Below are 18,353 nucleotides of genomic sequence, written 5' to 3'. Positions count from 1 at the left end.
CCCCGGCACCCCGAGCCGGCGGCCTGGACACCATCTCACCAGAGGCCTCCTTCCATGACCGCACTCGACGAACCCCAACGGCAGCAGCTTCGCACCCGGCTGGCGCAGCGCCAGGCCGAACTGCTGCGCGAACTCGGCCAGTTCCAGCGCGACCGGCTCGACATCGCTGCCCAGGAGGCCGGCCACGAGGTCATCGACCAGGCCGAGGTGGCCGAGCGCCGCGAACGCGAGGACGTCGGCGAGGCCGAGGCCAGCCGCGACCACGACGAGCTGGTGGCCGTGCGCGCCGCACTGGCGCGCATGGACGACGGCAGCTATGGCGAATGCATCGACTGCGGCGTCGACATCGGCTTCGCGCGGCTGTCGGCCCAGCCTGCCGCGGCGCGCTGCCTGCCGTGCCAGGAGAAGGCCGAGCGGCGTTGAGCCGCGGCGCGCCGCTCAGCCCGCGTCGGCTGCCAGCCTGAAGCCGATGTTGCTGCTGCTGCTGTGCGGCGCGTTCGAGCTGCGCGCGGCGACGCGGTAGCGGTTGCAGTAGCTGTCGTGGCACAGGAAGGAGCCGCCGCGCATCGAGCGCTGGCCGCTCTCGCGCGTGTCCAGCGGCGCCTCGTGCGGCGTGGCGCGGTGGTAGTCGGGGTGGAAGGCGTCCGCGCACCACTCCCACACGTTGCCGCACACGTTGAACAGGCCGAAGCCGTTGGGGGCGAAGGCGTCGGCCGGCACCGGGCCGGGCTGCCAGCCGGGCGCCGGCGCATCGGGGAAGGCGTCGCCCTGCCAGGTGTTGCAGCGGCGCTCGCCGTCCGGCATCAGCGCGTCGCCCCAGGCCAGGCGCCGGCCTTCGAGCCCGCCGCGAGCGGCGTACTCCCACTCGGCCTCGCTGGGCAGGCGCGCGCCGGCCCAGGCGCAGTAGGCCTGCGCATCGTTCCACGACACGTGGACCACCGGATGGCCGGGGCGTGCATGGACGTGCGAGCCCGGGCCTTCGGGGCGCTGCCAGCACGCATGCTCGACCGCGCGCCACCAGGGCAGGCCCGGGGCGGGGGCGGCGGCCTGCCGCAGCGCGGTCGGCAACTGGTGTGCGAAGACGTAGGAGTGGCCGATGCGCTCGGCCTCGGTGACATAGCGCGTGGTGCGCACGAACTCGGCGAAGGCGTGGTTCGTCACCGTCGTCGGCGCGATGCGGAAGGGCGGCAGGCGCACGCGCCGCGCAGGCCCCTCGCCGTCGGCCGCGAAGCCGTCGCGGTCGTCGGTGCCCATGGTGAAGCTGCCACCGGGCAGGGCGATCCAGTGCAGCGCTGCCCCAGGCGCGTGCCGCATGTCGGCGGGCGCGGCGGCCGGCATGGCGGCGGCATCGGCCGGCCGCGTGGGCGAACAGCACGCCTTGCGCTGCGGCGGCGCGGCCTCGTGCATCGCGGCTCAGCCCCGCCGGGCTTCCTCCACGATCTCTTCCTCCCAGAAGGCGGGCGGCGTCTGCTGCTCCTTCATGAGCTGCAGGATCTTCTCGCGCGGGATCACGCCGCAGCGCTTGGCCCAGGCCTCGTACTGCGCCTTCATGTCGGCCACGCGCGCGGGGTGCTGCGCCGCCAGGTCGTGCAGCTCGGTGCGGTCGGCCTCCATGTCGTACAGCTCCCAGTCCTGCGGGTACTTGCGCACCAGCTTCCACTTGCCGATGCGCACGGCGGCGTTGCCCTCGTGCTCCCAGAACATGGGCGGGCGCTCGGGCAGGTCCTGCGCGAAGGCCGGGCACAGGCTGTGGCCTTCCAGCGGCTCGACCGCGCGGCCCTGGTGCTGCGCGGGGTAGGGCGTGGCCGTCACATCCAGCAGGGTGGCCATGATGTCGGGCAGGTAGCCCGGCGTGTGGCGCACCTCGCCGCGATGCGCGATGCCGGCGGGCCAGTGCATGATCAGCGGCGTGGAGATGCCGCCCTCGTGGATCCAGTGCTTGTACAGCCGGAAGGGCGCGTTCGAGAGGTTGGCCCAGGCGGTGCCGTAGCTCTGGTAGGTGTTTTCCGGCCCGGGCATCAGATCGGGGTTGTTGCCGAAGTGCACCGGTTCGCCCTTGCGCGTGGTGGCCTTGGCGATGCGCAGCTTGTGCACCAGTTCGTCCACCGTCACGTGCTCGGGGATGTCCTCCGCGCAGGCGCCGTTGTCGGCCAGGAAGATGACCAGCGTGTTCTCCATCTGGCCGGTGTCCTCCAGCGCCTTCAGGATGCGGCCGATGCCCTGGTCCATGCGGTCGATCTGCGCCGCGTAGACCTCCATGCAGCGCAGCAGCCAGGTCTTGTGCTCGGCTTCGGTCCAGGGCGGCTGCGTCGGGTCGCGCTCGGTCAGTTGCCAGATGTCGCGCAGGATGCCGCTGTCCACCAGCTTCTGCAGGCGCTCCTCGCGCAGCGCGTCCCAGCCGGCGTCGAAGCGGCCCTTGTACTTGGCGATGTCCTCCTCGTGCGCGTGCAGCGGCCAGTGCGGCGCGGTGTAGGCCACGTACTGGAAGAAGGGCGTGCCGGCATGCTCCTTCGCATGGCGGCGGATGGTGTCGGCCGCGTCGTCGCTGATGGCGTCGGTGTAGAACCAGCCGTCGTCGGCCGAGGCCTCGTGCTCCACGTTCTCGTTGCCGCGCGTGAGCGTGTTGGGGTCGTAGAAGCTGCCGGCGCCGATGATGGTGCCGAAGAAGGCGTCGAAGCCGCGCTGCATCGGCCAGGCGTCGGTCGGCTCGGTGAGGTTGCCGGCCACGTGCCACTTGCCGCTCATGTAGGTGCGGTAGCCGCTGGCCTTCAGCGCCTCGGGGATCGTCACGCAACGGTGGTTGAGGTTGCCGGCGTAGCCCTCGGGGCCGAAGTCGTAGGTCAGGATGCCGATGCCCGTCTGGTGCGGGTGCAGGCCGGTCAGTAGAGAGGCGCGCGAGGGGCTGCAGCGCGCGGTGTTGTAGAACTGCGAGAAGCGCAGGCCGCCGGCGGCCAGCCGGTCGAGGTGGGGCGTGTCGACCTCGCCGCCGTAGCAGCCGATGTCGGAGAAGCCCATGTCGTCGTTCAGGATCAGGACGATGTTCGGTTTCTTGGCGGGGGTCATAGTCTTTCTCCGCTGGCGCGGTCGAACAGGTGGGCGGATTCGGGGGCGAAGGCCAGGTGCACCGGCTGGCCCTCCGCCGGCGCGGCGCCGTTGGGCTCGGTCTTGAGCTTGGCGCGCTGCCCGCCGGCGTCGAGGTGGACCACCAGGCTGTCGCCCAGGTCTTCCACGAAATCCACGCGGGCCGGCAGGCCGGCGGGCGCGAGGCGCAGGTCGCCGGGGCGCACGCCGAGCACGACCTCGCCCTCGCGCACCGCGGCGGGCGCGACGGGGTTGCCGTTCACGTGCACCTGGCCGCCGGAGACGGTGGCGTCCAGCAGGTTCATCGGCGGCGTGCCGATGAAGCCGGCCACGGCCACGGTCGCCGGCTTCATGAAGATGTCCTTGGGCGTGCCGGTCTGCACCAGGCGGCCTTCCATGAACACCGCCACGCGGTCGGCGATGGTCATCGCCTCTTCCTGGTCGTGCGTGACGTACACCGCCGTCACGCCCAGCGCGCGCTGCAGGCGGCGCAGCTCGGCGCGGGTCTCGATGCGCAGCTTGGCGTCGAGGTTGGACAGCGGTTCGTCCAGCAGGAACAGGCGCGGCTTGCGCACGATAGCGCGGGCCAGGGCGCAGCGCTGCTGCTGGCCGCCCGAGAGCTGGCCGGGCTTGCGCTCCAGCAGGTGCGCGATGTTGACCTTCGCCGCTGCCTCCTTCACCGCGGCGTCGATCCCGGCGCGGGGCGTGCCGATCATCTTCAGCGGGAAGGCGATGTTCTCGGCCACCGTCATGTGCGGGTACAGCGCGTAGCTCTGGAAGACCATCGCCACGTCGCGCTCGCCCGGCTCCTGGTGCGTCACGTCGGCGTCGTCGAGCCAGACGCGGCCTTCGTTCACCTCTTCCAGCCCGGCGAGGATGCGCAGCGTGGTGGTTTTGCCCGAGCCCGAGGGCCCCAGCAGCGCGAAGAACTCGCCCGGCCGGATGCTCAGGTCCATGCCGTGCAGCGCGGTGAAGCTGCCGTGTCGTTTCACGACACCTTCCATGCGGACGCTTCCGTATCGGCTCATTGAAAAACCTCCGTGCTGCGCACTGCGGTGCGAGCCCACTTCGGAACGGCCGGGCGCGGGCTCATCGGCGACCCCCTCCCTTGACGGCGCCCACGGTGAGCCCCTTGACGATGTGGCGCTGGGCGAACAGGCCGATCAGGATGACCGGCGCCATGGCCAGCATGGCCCCGGCGGCCAGCCGCGCCCACTGCGTCTGCTCCAGCGAAATGAAGTTGTACATGGCCACGGTGACGGGCCGCACCTTGTTGCCGCCGAGCACGACGGCGAAGAGGAACTCGTTCCAGGCGTTGAGGAACACGAAGATCGTCGTCACCGCGATGCCGCCGCGCACCTGCGGCAGGATCACGTACCACAGCGTGCGCAGCCGGCCGGCGCGGTCGAGCAGCGCGGCCTCTTCCATCTCGTAGGGGATGTCCTCGAAGTACGAGACCATCAGCCACACCGCGAAGGGCAGCGAGAAGGTGAGGTAGATGGCCGTCAGGCCGCTGTAGCTGTCGAGCCCGCCGATCTTCTGCAGCACCAGGTAGAAGGGGATGATGAGACCCACCGGCGGCAGCATCTGCGTGGCCAGCACGTAGAAGCCCGAGGCGCGCTTGCCCGGGTAGCGCAGCCGCGCCAGCGCGTAGGCGGCCGGCACGGCGAACAGCATGGTCAGGAAGGTGGCCCAGCCCGAGACCACGAGGCTGGACCACAGGTTGGGCAGGATCGACGAGCCGCCGGAGATCACCTCGCGGTAGTTGTCCAGCGTAGGCGTGAAGAAGACCTTCGGCGGGTAGGCGAGCACGTCGCGCTCGGTCTTGAAGGAGGTGAGCAGCCCCCACAGCACGGGGAAGGCCCACACGGCCAGCAGGAGCAGTGCCACGGCCCACAGCGCGGCATGGCGCAGCGTCTTGTTGCGGCCGTTCATGACCGGGCCTTTCGCAGCCGGAACATCAGCCAGGACACCGCGAGCGTGATGCCCAGCAGCACCATCGCCAGCGAGGAGCCGTAGCCGATGTTCAGTTCGGTGAAGGAGGTGCGGTAGGCATACAGGTTCAGGATCTCGGTGGCCGAGCCCGGCCCGCCGCCGGTGGCCGCGAAGATGGCCGCGAAGGCCGACAGCGCGGTCATCGTCCGCAGGATCACCACCATCACCACCGCCGGGCGGATGAGCGGCAGCGTGATGTGGCGGAAGCGTTGCCAGGCGCCCGCGCGGTCCAGCCGCGCGGCTTCGTAGATGTCGCCGGGCAGCGTGGAGAGCGTGGCCAGCAGCACCAGGAAGGCGAAGGGCGTCCACTGCCAGGTGTGGATGGCGATCACCGAGATCAGCGCCAGCTGCGGGTCGCCCAGCCAGTTGTGGCTGCCCAGGCCGAGCGCGCGCGTGGCCACGTCCACCAGCCCCACGTCGGGCGCCAGCACCAGCGTGCGCCAGAACAGGCCCACCACCACAGGTGCCAGCACGATCGGCAGGATGGCGCCCACGCGCAGCACGCCCTGGCCCTTCGGGATCTGCAGCACCAGCAGCGCCAGGCCCAGCCCGATCAGCACCTGCAGCACCACCGTGCTGGCGGTGTAGACCAGCGTGAGCCACAGCGAATTCCAGAAGCGCGGGTCGCTGCCCATCTGGGCGTAGTTGTCCAGCCCGGCGAAGCCCGACATCCAGGGCATGCCCAGGTCGATGCGGTTCAGGCTGTTCCACGCCAGGTAGACCAGCGGCACGGTGGTCACCAGCAGCAGCGCCAGCAGCGCCGGCGCCAGCAGCGCGAGGGCGAAGCGGCGCTCCTGCGCCGCCAGCGTCAGGGCAGGGCGCACGCGCTCAGCCCTTCATGAGCTGCGCGATGCGCGCCTGCGCCTCGTCCAGCGCTGCCTTGGGCTTCTTCTGCCCGACCAGCGCCGCCTGGATGCCGGTGGCCATGGTCTCGCCGATGGCCGGCCACTGCGGCACGCGCGGGCGCCATTCGACGTCGGTGTCCTGCTCCAGCGAGTCGAGCGCGGCCTGGATGAAGTTGTCGCCCGCGCCCTTCATGGCGTCGGCGAACTCGGGCGACTTCCACAGCGACAGCCGGTTGATGCCCGAGCGCTTCGCCGCGCCGGCGGACTTCCACGAGGTGCGCGCCTGCGTCTCGGCCGAGGTGGCCCAGGTGATGAACAGCCAGGTCGCCTTCTTGGCCTTCTCCGGCAGGGCGGCGTTGATCGGGAAGCCCCAGTTCCAGATCGAGGTGACGCACTTGTCCCGGGGGCCCTTGGGCCAGCGCGCGTAGCCGATCTTGCCGGCCACCTTCGACTTCTCGGGGTTGGTGATGACGGCCGCCGAGGAATGGGCATCGATGTAGCAGCCCAGCGTGCCCTGCGAGAAGGCGTCGGCGATGTCGGGCCAGTTCCAGTTGCGCACCGCGGGCGGCGCGTACTGGCTGAGCGTGTTCACGTACCACTCCAGCGCCTGCACCGCCTCGGGCGAGTTGACGACCACGTCCTTGCCCTTGAACCAGCCGCCGCCGAAGCCCTTGAGCAGCGAAGGGTAGATGTACATGTTCTGGCCCGCCCCGGCGAAGCCGCGCAGCGCCAGCCCGTACAGGCGGTTGGCCGGGTCGTGCAGCGCCTTGGCGTTGGCCACCAGCTCGTCAAGCGTGGCGGCGGGCTTCAGGCCCTTGGCGTCGTACAGGTCCTTGCGGTAGACCTGCACCGTGACCTCGCCGTCGTAGGGGATGCCGTAGGGCTTGCCGCCGATCGAGTCGGCGTCGCGCCAGGCCTTGAGGATGTCGTCGTAGCGGAACCAGGCCGGGTCGGTCAGGCTGGCGTCGTCGAGGTACTTGTCCAGCGGATCGACCCACTTGTTGGCGACGTACAGCGGGTAGTACATCGGGTCGGCCGCGTGCGTGCCGTAGGTGCCGGTGCGCGAGGACAGGTCCAGCGTCGCCTTCTGGCGGATCTGGCCGGGCGGCACCTTCTCGATGCGCACCTTGATGCCCGTCAGCGCCTCGAACTGCGGCAGCAGCGTGCCCAGGTGGTCGAAGTAGCTGGCCGGGATGACGGCCACCGCGATGGACTCGCCCTCGACCTGCCGCCAGTTGATCTTCGCGCTGCGGTACGGTGCGAGGTCGGCCTCCTGCGCGTGGGCGGCGCCGGCCAGCCAGGGGACGGCCAGCCCCGCGGCGCCCAGCGCGGCGCCCTGCCGCAGCAGTCGGCGCCGGGCGGCGGAAGAGGGATCGGTGGAGGGGAGGCGATCGTTCACGGCATGTCTCCTGCGGGGGCTGCGGCGCAGCGGTCATGTAATCGATTACAGAGCCCGATGTTGCGACAGAATCAGGATTTCGTCACAGGGAAAATCTCGGGGATTTCCCCAGTTTCTGCCAGCCACGAGAAATCGATTGCAGGCGAGCAGCTCCCTACAATGCGGCCATGCCGAGCCCCTCGCGCCCGCCCGCCGTCCCCGTCCTGCGCGAGGCGCGCGCACGGGCCGGCGCCAAGGACGTCGCGCAACTGGCCGGCGTCTCCACGGCCACCGTCTCGCGCGCCCTCAACAACCCCGAGCAGCTCGATCCGCAGACGCTGCGCCGCGTGATGGAGGCGGTGGAGAAGCTGCGCTACGTGCCGCACGCCACCGCCCGCTCGCTGCGCAGCCAGCGCAGCCGCATGGTGGGTGCCGTGGTGCCCTCGTTCGACTACGCGCTGTATGCCCGCACCACCAGCGCGCTGCAGCAGCGGCTGGACGCGCGCGGCTATGCGCTGGTGCTGGCCGAGCACCACTACGACCTGGCCGTCGAGGCGCGCATCGCCGCGCAGCTCGCCCAGCGCGGCGTGGACGCCTTCGTCTTCGTCGGTGTCGACCACGACCCGGCCCTGTTCGCGCTGCTGGAGGACTACGGGCGCCCCTACGTGCTGACCTGGGGCACCGACCCGGCGCGGCGGCATCCCAGCATCGGCTTCGACAACCAGGCCGCCACGCGCGAGATCACCCGGCACCTGATCTCGCTGGGCCATCGGCGCATCGGCCTGCTGAGCGCGCCGGTGGAGGGCAACGACCGGGCCCGCACGCGCGGCGCCGGCGTGCGCGAGGCGCTGGCCGAGGCCGGCCTGCTGCTGGACGAGCGTTGCGTGCAGTACGCGCCCATCGCGCTGGGCGCGGCCGAGGAGGGCATGGCGCGCATCCTCGCGCAGGATCGGCCGCCCACCGCCGTGGTCGCCACCAACGACGTGTTCGCCGTCGGCGCCATGATGGCATGCCGCAAGGCGGGCGTGCGCATCCCCGAGGACATGTCCATCACCGGTGTCGACAACACCGACCTGGGCGCCACGCAGACGCCGGGGCTGACCAGCATCAGCACGCCGATCACGCAGATCGGCCATGCGGCGGCGGCCCAGCTCATCGCGCGGCTGGACGGGCAGGAGCACGCGCTGTTCCAGTCCTTCCCCATCGAGATCGTCCACCGGGGCAGCACCGCGCCGCCGCGGCGCTGAGCCGGCTGCCTCGCCTGCTATCGGAAAAGTAGCAATTCGCGCCGGCCGGGTGCGCCCTGGGCCTACCGCGCGGGTCATCGAAGCCTGCTATCTTCGATGGGCTCACCCGAACGAACACACCTGCAAGGAGCGCCCCATGGCTCAAGCCCACGCGTTTGCATCCGCCCTCAAGACCTTCAAGACCGCATCGGGCCAGGCCGGCCGGTACTGGTCGCTCAAGGCGCTGGCCAAGAAATACCCCAACGTCGAGAAGCTGCCGGTGTCCATCCGCATCGTGCTGGAGTCGGTGCTGCGCAACTGCGACGGGCAGAAGGTGACGGCCGAGCACGTGGAGCAGGTCGCCAACTGGCAGCCCAATGCCGAGCGGGTGGACGAGATCCCCTTCGTCGTCACGCGGGTGGTGCTGCAGGACTTCACCGGCGTGCCGCTGCTGGCCGACCTGGCCGCCATGCGCAGCGTGGCCGCGCGGCTGGGCAAGTCGCCCAAGACGGTGGAGCCGTTGGTGCCGGTGGACCTGGTGGTGGACCACTCGGTGATGGTCGACCACTATGGCACGCCCCAGGCGCTGGACCTGAACATGAAGCTGGAGTTCCAGCGCAACAACGAGCGCTACCAGTTCATGAAGTGGGGCATGCAGGCCTTCGACACCTTCGGCGTCACGCCGCCGGGCTTCGGCATCGTGCACCAGGTCAACCTCGAGTACCTGGCGCGCGGCGTCTACAAGTCGGCCGACGACAAGGCCGACGTGCCCACCTGGTACCCCGACTCGCTGGTGGGCACCGACAGCCACACCACCATGATCAACGGCGTGGGCGTGGTGGGCTGGGGCGTCGGCGGCATCGAGGCCGAGGCGGCCATGCTCGGCCAGCCGGTGTACTTCCTCACGCCCGACGTGGTGGGCTTCGAGCTGACCGGCCAGTTGCGCGAGGGCGTCACCGCCACCGACTTGGTGCTCTACGTCACGCAGATCCTGCGGCAGGAGAAGGTGGTGGGCAAGTTCGTCGAGTTCTTCGGGCCCGGCGCCGCCTCCATCCCCGTGCCCGACCGCGCCACCATCGGCAACATGGCGCCCGAGTACGGCGCGACCATGGGCTTCTTCCCGGTGGACGGGAAGACCATCGACTACTTCCGCGGCACCGGCCGTACCGAGGCGGAGATCGAGCGCTTCGAGGCGTACTACAAGGCGCAGGGCCTGTTCGGCATGCCGGCGCCCGGCGAGCTGGACTACACCAAGATCGTCCGGCTCGACCTGGGCACCGTCACGCCCAGCCTCGCCGGCCCCAAGCGTCCGCAGGACCGCATCAACCTGGGCGACCTCGCCGCCCGCTTCGCCGAGCTGTACAGCAAGCCGGTGGAGGCCAACGGCTTCAACCAGCCGGCCGGACGGCTGGGGATGCGCCTGCCGGTGGGCTCCGGCGAGGTCGAGCCGCTGGCGGCGCCGGCGCCCTTTCCGGCGGGCGCCCCGCGCGAGCAGGTGGAGATGGTGGCCAACCGGCCGCTGCGCGACGAGGCGGCCGCCCGGGCGGCCAGCGGCGCGCCCGAGCCCTTCTCGCTGGGCAACGGCGACGTGCTGATCGCCGCCATCACCTCCTGCACCAACACCTCCAACCCCAGCGTGCTGCTGGCCGCGGGCCTGCTGGCGAAGAAGGCGGTGGAGGCGGGCCTGACCGTCAAGCCGCACGTGAAGACCTCGCTGGCGCCGGGCTCGCGCATCGTCACCGAGTACCTGGAGAAGACGAAGCTGCTGCCCTACCTGGAGAAGCTGGGCTTCTACCTGGCGGGCTACGGCTGCACCACCTGCATCGGCAACGCCGGCGACCTGGCGCCCGAGATCAACGAGGTGATCACGAAGAACGACCTCGTCTGCGCCGCCGTGCTCTCGGGCAACCGCAACTTCGAGGCGCGTATCCATCCGAACCTCAAGGCCAACTTCCTGGCCTCGCCGCCGCTGGTGGTCGCCTACGCCATCGCCGGCAACGTGATGGTCGATCTGATGACGCAGCCGGTCGGCCAGGGCCATGGCGGCAAGGACGTCTACCTGGGCGACATCTGGCCGAGCGCGCAGGAGATCGCCGACCTGCTGGGCTTCGCGATGAACGCCCCGGCCTTCCGCCGGAACTACGAGCAGATCAAGGACAACCCTGGCAAGCTGTGGAGCAGCATCCGCGGCGTGACCGGCGACGTGTACAACTGGCCGCGCTCCACCTACATCGCCGAGCCGCCCTTCTTCGAGGGCTTCGGCATGCAGCCGCAGGCGACGAGCCCGGGCTTCACCGGCGCGCGCGTCATGGCGTTGTTCGGCGACTCGATCACCACCGACCACATCTCGCCGGCCGGCGCCATCAAGGAGAGCTCGCCCGCGGGCCAGTGGCTCAAGGCCCACGGCGTGGGCAAGGTCGACTTCAACAGCTACGGCTCGCGCCGCGGCAACCACGAGGTGATGATGCGCGGCACCTTCGCCAACGTGCGCATCAAGAACCTGATGATCCCGGCCGGGCCGGACGGCTCGCGCGAGGAGGGCGGCGTCACGCTGTTCCAGCCCGGCGGCGAAAAGATGTTCATCTACGACGCCGCGATGAAGTACATCGCCCAGGGCACGCCCACGGTGATCTTCGCCGGAGAGGAATACGGCACCGGCTCCAGCCGCGACTGGGCGGCCAAGGGCACGCAACTGCTGGGCATCAAGGCGGTGGTGGCGCGCAGCTTCGAGCGCATCCACCGCGCCAACCTGGTCGGCATGGGCGTGCTGCCGCTGCAGTTCCTGGGCGCCGACTCGTGGCAGGGCCTGAACCTCGTGGGCGACGAGCGGATCGACGTGGTGATCGACGGCGAGCTCAGGCCGCAGCGCGACGACGTCAGGCTGGTCATCCACCGCGCCGACGGCAGCCGCCAGGAACTGGCCGTGCGCCTGCGCATCGACACGCCGATCGAGGTGGAGTACTACCGGCACGGCGGGATCCTTCCTTTCGTGCTCAGGCAACTCCTTGCCGCCTGAAAGCCGCGGCCGCCGTCCGGGCCTTGGTAGACTCGGCCGACGATGCGAAGCAGGGTGACGCGCGAGGCCCGGCAGGGCCCCGCGGTCCCGGCGGCTTCACCAGACAGACACAGACATGCCGGCGTGCATGACGCCGGCCAGGGGCCCCCTCGGAGGGGTCTTTTTTTGTCGCCGGGCCGCCCCAAGACAAAAAGCATCCCCTCGGGGGATCGGGCAAGCGCGAAGCGGTTGACCGAGGGGTCTTTTTCGTCGCCGGGCCGCCCTAGGACAAGAAGCATCCCCTCCGGGATCGGGCAAGCGCGAAGCGGTTGACCGAGGGGCTTATTTCGGATGAGGCAAACACGTGAAGCAGGAGGGCGGGCCATGAAGGGGTACACGTCGTTCGGCAACCTGGGGACTTCGTCCTTCGCGAACCTGGCGCCGGCGCCGGCCTCGGCCGACGAGGCCGAGCCGTGGGTGCGCGGCGAGCTCATCCGCAGCCTGATGCGGGCCTCGCGCGGCAGCTACATCTTCTCCGCCGCGCTGATGCCGGCAGTGGTCGGGCTGGCATGGGGCCACGTGCCCATGTGGCAGCTGATGCTGTGGCTGGCGCTGGGCGCCACGATCACCATCGGCCGCATGGTCTTCGAGCGGGTCTACACGCGGCGCTACGCCGGCCGCGACGCGAGCGCGCAAGAGAGCTTCATCCACCGCTACCGGCACCTGTGGAGCGCCAGCGCCTTCACCTGGGGCGTGTCGGTGCTGCTGTTCTTCGAGCGCGTGCCGCTGATGAACCAGTTCATGAGCTGGCTGATCGTGGCCGGCGCGGCCACCTTCCCGCTCAACAGCCTGGCGCTGCATCCGCCGCTGCTCAAGCGCTATGTCAACACGCTGTTCGCGGCGATGATGGTTTCGGTGTTCCTGCGGCTGGTGCAGCTCGACTTCGCGCAACTGCACTTCAACTACGGCTTCCTGCTGCTGCCGATGTTCCACTGGTGGCTGCTGCTGCGCGCCGGGCGGCGCATCCACGAGACGGCGCGCAACAGCTTCGAGCTGCTGTTCCACAACCACATCCTCATCAACTCGCTCACGCAGCAGCGCCAGGCGGCGGTGTCGGCGGTGGCGATGAAGAACCGCTTCCTGGCCAGCGCGGCGCACGACATGCGCCAGCCGGTGCTGGCGCTGTCGCTGTACGCCGACTGGCTGCGCAACGAGCCGGAGCTGGTGCAGGAGATCGCGCCGAAGATCGTGCGCGCCACCCACGCGGTCAACGCGCTGTTCGACTCGCTGTTCGACCTGGCGCGCATCGACTCGGGCCAGGTGCGGCTGCACATCGAGCGCGTCGACGTGGCGCAGCTGCTGCACGACCTGGAGCTGCAGTACCGCCCGGTGGCCGAGGCCAAGGGCCTGCGCTTCAAGGTCCACGTGACGCCCGGCTCGGTGCTCACGGACCCGATCCGCATCCGGCGCATGCTGGGCAACCTGCTGTCCAATGCCATCAAGTACACGGCCGAGGGCGGGGTGCTGCTGTGCACCCGCCAGACCCACGCCGGCCTGCGGGTGGAGATCTGGGACACGGGCATCGGCATCGCGCGCGAGCACCTGCGCGACGTGTTCCTGGAGTTCTACAAGGTGGCCGACCATGCCGGCACCTCGGACGGCTTCGGCCTCGGCCTGGCGATCGTGGCGCGCCTGTCGCACGCCCTGGGCCACCCCGTCAGCGTGCGCTCGCGCCTGGGCAAGGGCAGCGTGTTCCGCGTGCTGCTGCACGACGCCGACGAGGCGCAGGCGCAGACCCGCATCTCCGGCGCCGTCGGCTAAGACGGTACCGACACCATCAAAAGGCCGCGGAGCAGGCCATGCAGGAACACCCACGGAACGGGCTCTGCCCGACCGTAGGGGAGGCCTTGCAGGCCGCGCCGGGCCAGTGGCCCGGCTCTTCGCCAGTCACAAAAGGTCCACTGGACCTTTTGTGTACGGGCTCAGCCCCCTTGCAGGGGGGCGAAGCGGAACGAAGTCCGCGAAGCCTGGGGGTGGTCAACTATTCGGGGAGAGAAGGCCGTGGCTGCGCGCGTGGTGCAGCGCCTGCGTGCGGCTCTTGACGCCCAGCCGGCGGAACAGGCGCCACAGGTGCACCTTGACGGTGTGCTCGCTGATGTCCAGCTGTGCAGCGATGTCGCGGTTGCTCATGCCCTGGTCGAGCATGGCGATGAGCTGCGTCTGCCGCTTGGACAGCTTGCCGGGGCTGGCGGGCGCCGGCTCCTCGCCGTCGGCGTCGGCCTGCAGCAGACCCTTGAGCGCGGCGGCCAGCTCGCCCGAGCCGGCGGACTTCTCGATGTAGATGTCGGCGCCGGCCTCGATGCAGGCCTCCTCCATGTCGGCGGAGGGCGAGGCGGAATACACGGCGATGGGCACCTCGGGCCAGCCCTTCTTCAGCGCGATGACGCCGGACACGCCCGTCACGTCGGGCAGCTTCAGGTCGAGGCAGAACAGCTTGGGCTCGCCATGCTGCTTGACGCTGGATTCCAGCTTGTCCAGGCGCTCCATCTCCACGATGTTCTCGGCCGGACGCAGCCGGCGCAGGACCATGACGATGGCGTCACGCATGAGGGGGTGGTCGTCGATGACGTAGATGCTCATTTCTGGCTCGCTTGGTTCAATCAGACAGGCCCGCCGACGGCTTGGCGACCGTTCTGCCCCGCAGTGTGCGGAGCGGCAGTGCATTGGCGTTGCATTCCCTGCATTCGTGTGTGTTCGTTCAGTGCGCGTCGTCGCCGGCCAGCTGCTGCAGGGCCTCGGCGGCGGCCTGCGATGCCGCAGGGTCGAGCGCCTCCAGTTGCGCGGCCAGCTCGGCCAGCGCGGCGGCCGGGCGGCCGCGCAGGGCGGCGATGGCGCTGCCTGCCTCCTGCGGCGTCGCGAAGCCGCGGCTTTGCAGCAGCGCGGCGCCTTGCGCATCCACCAGCTTGAAGTAGAAGCGGCCGTCGCTTTTCTCGCGGTACTGCTTGAAGGCGGCGCCGGTCTTGGCCGAGGGCTTGCCCGCGGCGGCGGGCGCCGCCGCCGCTGCGGCCGAGGCCAGGTTGCGCAGGCCCACGGCCTCGCGCAGGCGCTGCATGAAGGGCCGCGACAGCGCGCGGGCCTTCTCGGCGCCGGCGCGCAGCGTGCGCTCGATCTGCGCCGGGTCGGCCATCAGAGCCTCGTAGCGCTCGCGCAGCGGCGCGACCTCGGCGTCGATGCGCTCGAACAGCAGCTGCTTGGCGTCGCCCCAGGCGATGCCCTCGGCGTACGCCTTGCGCAGCGCTTCGGTCTCGGCCGGCGTGGCGAAGGCCTGGTAGATCTGGAACAGGGCCGAGCCCTCGGTGTCCTTGGGTTCGCCGGGCGCGCGCGAGTCGGTGAGCAGGCCGCCGATCAGCTTGCGAAGCTGCTCGCGCGGCACGAACAGCGGGATCGTGTTGCCGTAGCTCTTGCTCATCTTGCGGCCGTCCAGGCCGGGCAGCAGCGCCACCGCGTCGTCGATCTCCGCCTCGGGCAGCGTGAAGTGCTCGCCGTACAGGTGGTTGAAGCTGTTGCCCATGTCGCGCGCCATCTCGATGTGCTGCACCTGGTCGCGGCCCACCGGCACCTTGTGCGCGTTGAACATCAGGATGTCGGCCGCCATCAGCGCGGGGTACATGAACAGGCCCACCGTCACGTCGGCGTCCGGGTCGGCGCCGGCGGCGGCGTTGCGGTCCACCGCGGCCTTGTAGGCGTGGGCGCGATTGAGCACGCCCTTGCCGGTCACGCAGCTCAGCAGCCAGGTCAGCTCGGGGATCTCGGGGATGTCGGACTGGCGGTAGAAGGTCACGCGCTCGGGATCGAGGCCGCAGGCCAGCCAGGTGGCGGCGATCTCCAGCGTGGAGCGCTGGATGCGCGACGGCTCGTCGCACTTGATGAGCGCGTGGTAGTCGGCGAGGAAGTAGAAGCTCTGCACGTCGGCGCGCTGGCTGAAGCGCACCGAGTGGCGCACGGAGCCGACGTAGTTGCCCAGGTGCGGCGTGCCGGTGGTCGTGATGCCGGTCAGGAAACGCGTGACCTGGGAGGGCTGGGAAGGCATGGATTGCAGGTTCGGCGCACGTGCGCGCCACGGTCCATCATGAAATTGGATACGAAGGTTTTCGGATGCGACGGCCCAATGGGCCGGCGGTGTTCACCCGGCGGGGCATTGTCTCAGAGACCCAATGGCGCGAGCGTACCGCGGCCCTGCCGCACGAGCTGCGGCTCGCCGCCGTCACCCATCGGCACGAGGTCGACCACGGTCGTCGGCTGCGACGGACAGGCGCCGGCATCCACCACGCCGCCGATCAGCTTCTCGAAGCGTTCGCGGATGGCGGCGGCGTCGTTCATCGGCTCGCTCTCGCCCGGCGGGATGAGCGTGGTGGCCAGCAGCGGGCCGCCGTGCAGCATCAGCAGTTCGTCCAGCGCGCGGTGCGCCGGCACGCGCAGGCCGATCGTCTTGCGCTGCGGATGGCTCACGCGGCGCGGCACTTCCTTGGTCGCCTCCAGGATGAAGGTGTAGGGGCCCGGCGTCGCGGCCTTGAGCAGGCGGTACTGCCGGTTGTCCACGCGCGCGTAGTTGGCCAGCTCGCTCAGGTCGCGGCACAGCAGCGTGAGGTGGTGCCGCTCGTCGACCTGGCGGATGCGCCGCAGCGTGTCGGCCGCGTCCTTGTCGTCCAGCCGGCAGGCGAGGGCGTAGCTGGAGTCGGTGGGCACGGCCAGCACCTCGCCGCGCGCGAGCAGGGCGGCGGCCTGCTTGAGCAGCCGCGGCTGGGGGTTGTCGGGATGGACTTCGAAATGCTGGGCCATGGCCGCATTGTGCGGCCGGCACCCATGGCATTCATGTCTCGACCGGCTCGATGGGCACGCGCCGCTCGCGCATGGTGAGCCAGGCGCCGGCGGCGCCGCAGACGGTGATCAGCGCGATGCCCACGAGTGACGCTGCGTCCGGCACCTGGCCGAACACCCACCAGCCGCCCAGCATCGCGAAGCCGATCTGCGCGTACAGGTAGGGCGTGAGCGTCGAGGCGGGCGCGCGCCGGTAGGCCAGGATGAGCAGGAAGTGGCCCACGGTGCCCAGCAGCCCCATCAGGCACAGCAGCGCCCAGCTGTGCCAGGAGGGCAGTGCCTGCCAGGCCAGCGGCAGCACGAAGGAGGTGGCCAGCGCGCCCACCCATCCGGTATAGAAGTGCATGGTCAGCGGGTTCTCCGTCTGCGCCATGCGGCTGGTGAGCACCTGGAACCAGGCGTTGCTGACCACCAGCCCGAGCGGCAGCAGCATGGCCCAGCCGAAAGCCTTGCCGCCGGGGCGCAGGATGACCAGCGTGCCGGCGAAGCCGCCGGCCACCAGCGCCCAGCGCAGCGGCGACACGCGCTCCTTGAGCACCGTGGCCGCCAGCACGGTGATGGCCAGCGGCGCGACCATCACGACGGCGGTGAATTCGGCCATCGGCATGTAGCGCAGGCTGAGGAACGCGAACACCGTGCTGCCCAGCAGCAGCAGCCCGCGCAGCGCCTGGTAGCGCGGGTGGCGCGTGCGCAGCAGGGCCGGGCCGTGCAGCGGCAGCAGCACGGCGGTGGTGGCGACGGCCTGGAAGCTGTAGCGGAACCACACGCCCATGAGCACCGGCACCGTCATCACGGCGAGCTTGGTGGCGGTGTCCAGCGCCGCGAAGCAGGCCACCGCCAGCACCGCCATGGCGATGCCGGCCAGCACGCGCTCGGCCTGGCGGTCGCGCAGGATGGTGGGCGGCGTGGGCGTGGCGCCGGGGCCGCTCAAGCCGGCCCCCACGCTCGGCACTTCGTGTCCTCGCTGCCCCCCGAGGGGGCCTTCGCTTGCTGGGGGCGGCCCGGCGCGGCGCTCACCGGATGCGGTCCGCCAGCAGCTCCCACACGGGCGTCAGGCCCGCCGGCAGGGGCGGCAGGGCGCCCAGGTCGCAGTGGCTCTCGTCGGGGCTGTGGAAGTCGCTGCCCCGCGAGGCGGCCAGGCCGAACTCGCGCGCCTTGTCGGCGTATTCGACGTATTCGGCCGGCGTGTGGCTGCCGGTGACGACTTCCACCGCGCGCCCGCCGTGGGCCTGGAACTCGGTGAAGAGCGCGTATTCCTCGTTGGCGGTGAACTTGTAGCGCCCCGGGTGCGCGATGACGGCCAGCCCGCCGGCCTCGCTGATCCAGCGCACCGCGTCGCGCAGCGTGGCCCAGCGGTGCGGCACGTAGCCCGGCTTGCCCTCGGTGAGGTACTTGCGGAAGACCTCGGACGTGTCGCGGCAATGGCCCTGCTCGACCAGGAAGCGGGCGAAGTGGGTGCGCGAGATCAGCTCCGGGTTGCCGACGAAGCGCAGCGCGCCCTCGTAGGCGCCGTGGATGCCCACCTGCGCCAGCTGCGCGGCCATCTCCTGCGCGCGCTTGCCGCGCCCGCCGCGGGTGTCGTACAGGCCCTGCGTCATCGCCGCATCGTCCGGGTCGAAGCCCAGGCCCACGATGTGGACCGTCTCGTCGGCGAAGGTGACGGAGATCTCGGTGCCGGTCAGGTAGCGCAGGCCGACCGCGCGGGCGGCCTCGGCGGCGCGGTGCTGGCCGCCGAGCTCGTCGTGGTCGGTGAGCGCCCACAGGTCCACGCCGTTGGCCTTGGCGCGGGCGGCCAGTTCCTCGGGGGTCAACGTGCCGTCCGACACCACGGAGTGGCAGTGCAGGTCGGCGTTGAGGATGGCGCTCACCTGCGCGATTTTACGGAGCGGTGCCGGAACGCGCTGGCGCCGGGTTGCTGCGAAAACCATAGCAACCCGCCCGTGTGACAGGCGTTG

Annotated in this window: 15 protein-coding genes; 4 read left to right on the top strand and 11 right to left on the bottom strand. The window is 70.5% G+C overall.

The window, feature by feature from the left end; all coding sequences use genetic code 11:
* Positions 1 to 54 precede the first annotated feature (54 nt).
* Entirely contained in the window at positions 55 to 423 is a 369-nt protein-coding gene (locus tag Q392_RS16610) for a TraR/DksA family transcriptional regulator (protein WP_038210132.1), read from the top strand.
* A 15-nt stretch (positions 424 to 438) separates the two neighbouring features.
* Here Q392_RS16610 and Q392_RS16605 read toward each other — a convergent pair whose 3' ends face one another.
* The 6 genes from Q392_RS16605 to Q392_RS16580 form a co-directional block, all read right to left on the bottom strand.
* Positions 439 to 1,407 carry a formylglycine-generating enzyme family protein gene (locus Q392_RS16605; protein WP_038210130.1) on the bottom strand — a complete coding sequence of 323 codons (969 nt, stop codon included), beginning with the start codon at positions 1,405 to 1,407 and terminating at the stop codon, positions 439 to 441.
* Between the two features lie 6 nt (positions 1,408 to 1,413).
* A complete protein-coding gene (locus Q392_RS16600) occupies positions 1,414 to 3,063 on the bottom strand; it encodes an arylsulfatase (protein ID WP_051953590.1) in 1,650 nt (549 codons plus the stop codon).
* Positions 3,060 to 4,073, bottom strand: coding sequence for an ABC transporter ATP-binding protein (locus Q392_RS16595; RefSeq protein ID WP_245610736.1), 1,014 nt, complete (start codon positions 4,071 to 4,073; stop codon positions 3,060 to 3,062). Before Q392_RS16595 ends, Q392_RS16600 begins: the two co-directional genes overlap by 4 nt.
* A 97-nt stretch (positions 4,074 to 4,170) precedes the next feature.
* Entirely contained in the window at positions 4,171 to 5,016 is an 846-nt protein-coding gene (locus Q392_RS16590; protein WP_038210126.1) for a carbohydrate ABC transporter permease, read from the bottom strand.
* Positions 5,013 to 5,900: a carbohydrate ABC transporter permease gene (locus tag Q392_RS16585; protein WP_038210124.1), complete on the bottom strand. Its 888-nt coding sequence runs from the start codon at positions 5,898 to 5,900 to the stop codon at positions 5,013 to 5,015. The genes Q392_RS16590 and Q392_RS16585 overlap by 4 nt, the downstream gene beginning before the upstream one ends.
* A gap of 4 nt (positions 5,901 to 5,904) precedes the next feature.
* A complete protein-coding gene (locus tag Q392_RS16580) occupies positions 5,905 to 7,320 on the bottom strand; it encodes an ABC transporter substrate-binding protein (RefSeq protein ID WP_038210122.1) in 1,416 nt (471 codons plus the stop codon).
* 167 nt (positions 7,321 to 7,487) lie between these two features.
* On the opposite strand from Q392_RS16580, the gene Q392_RS16575 reads away from it, so the two are divergent.
* The 3 genes from Q392_RS16575 to shkS all read left to right on the top strand — a co-directional run bounded on the left by Q392_RS16575 (position 7,488) and on the right by shkS (position 13,341).
* A complete protein-coding gene (locus Q392_RS16575; RefSeq protein ID WP_051953588.1) occupies positions 7,488 to 8,546 on the top strand; it encodes a LacI family DNA-binding transcriptional regulator in 1,059 nt (352 codons plus the stop codon).
* A gap of 136 nt (positions 8,547 to 8,682) precedes the next feature.
* Positions 8,683 to 11,541 (top strand): aconitate hydratase, encoded by a 2,859-nt coding sequence (locus Q392_RS16570; protein ID WP_038210120.1) that lies wholly within the window; start codon positions 8,683 to 8,685, stop codon positions 11,539 to 11,541.
* Between the two features lie 363 nt (positions 11,542 to 11,904).
* Positions 11,905 to 13,341, top strand: a complete 1,437-nt coding sequence (shkS, locus tag Q392_RS16565; RefSeq protein ID WP_051953586.1) for a surface-behavior sensor histidine kinase ShkS — start codon at positions 11,905 to 11,907, stop codon at positions 13,339 to 13,341.
* Between the two features lie 216 nt (positions 13,342 to 13,557).
* On the opposite strand, the gene Q392_RS16560 is transcribed toward shkS, so the two are convergent.
* From Q392_RS16560 to Q392_RS16540, 5 genes are all read right to left on the bottom strand, one after another.
* A complete protein-coding gene (locus tag Q392_RS16560; RefSeq protein ID WP_038210118.1) occupies positions 13,558 to 14,160 on the bottom strand; it encodes a response regulator transcription factor in 603 nt (200 codons plus the stop codon).
* A 118-nt stretch (positions 14,161 to 14,278) separates the two neighbouring features.
* Complete coding sequence (locus tag Q392_RS16555; RefSeq protein ID WP_038210116.1) at positions 14,279 to 15,610, bottom strand: tryptophan--tRNA ligase; 1,332 nt, start codon at positions 15,608 to 15,610, stop codon at positions 14,279 to 14,281.
* Between the two features lie 113 nt (positions 15,611 to 15,723).
* The gene (locus Q392_RS16550) at positions 15,724 to 16,359 is read right to left on the bottom strand and encodes an L-threonylcarbamoyladenylate synthase (RefSeq protein ID WP_038210114.1); all 636 of its coding nucleotides are present in this window, start codon (positions 16,357 to 16,359) and stop codon (positions 15,724 to 15,726) included.
* Between the two features lie 31 nt (positions 16,360 to 16,390).
* Positions 16,391 to 17,248 (bottom strand): DMT family transporter, encoded by an 858-nt coding sequence (locus tag Q392_RS16545; RefSeq protein ID WP_084217124.1) that lies wholly within the window; start codon positions 17,246 to 17,248, stop codon positions 16,391 to 16,393.
* A 163-nt stretch (positions 17,249 to 17,411) separates the two neighbouring features.
* Positions 17,412 to 18,266, bottom strand: a complete 855-nt coding sequence (locus Q392_RS16540) for a 3',5'-nucleoside bisphosphate phosphatase (protein ID WP_038210113.1) — start codon at positions 18,264 to 18,266, stop codon at positions 17,412 to 17,414.
* Between the last annotated feature and the right edge of the window lie 87 nt (positions 18,267 to 18,353).

Origin of the sequence: Xenophilus azovorans DSM 13620, from assembly GCF_000745855.1 — a bacterium.
GTDB lineage: Bacteria > Pseudomonadota > Gammaproteobacteria > Burkholderiales > Burkholderiaceae_C > Xenophilus > Xenophilus azovorans.
This window is presented reverse-complemented; position numbering and strand designations above follow the sequence as displayed.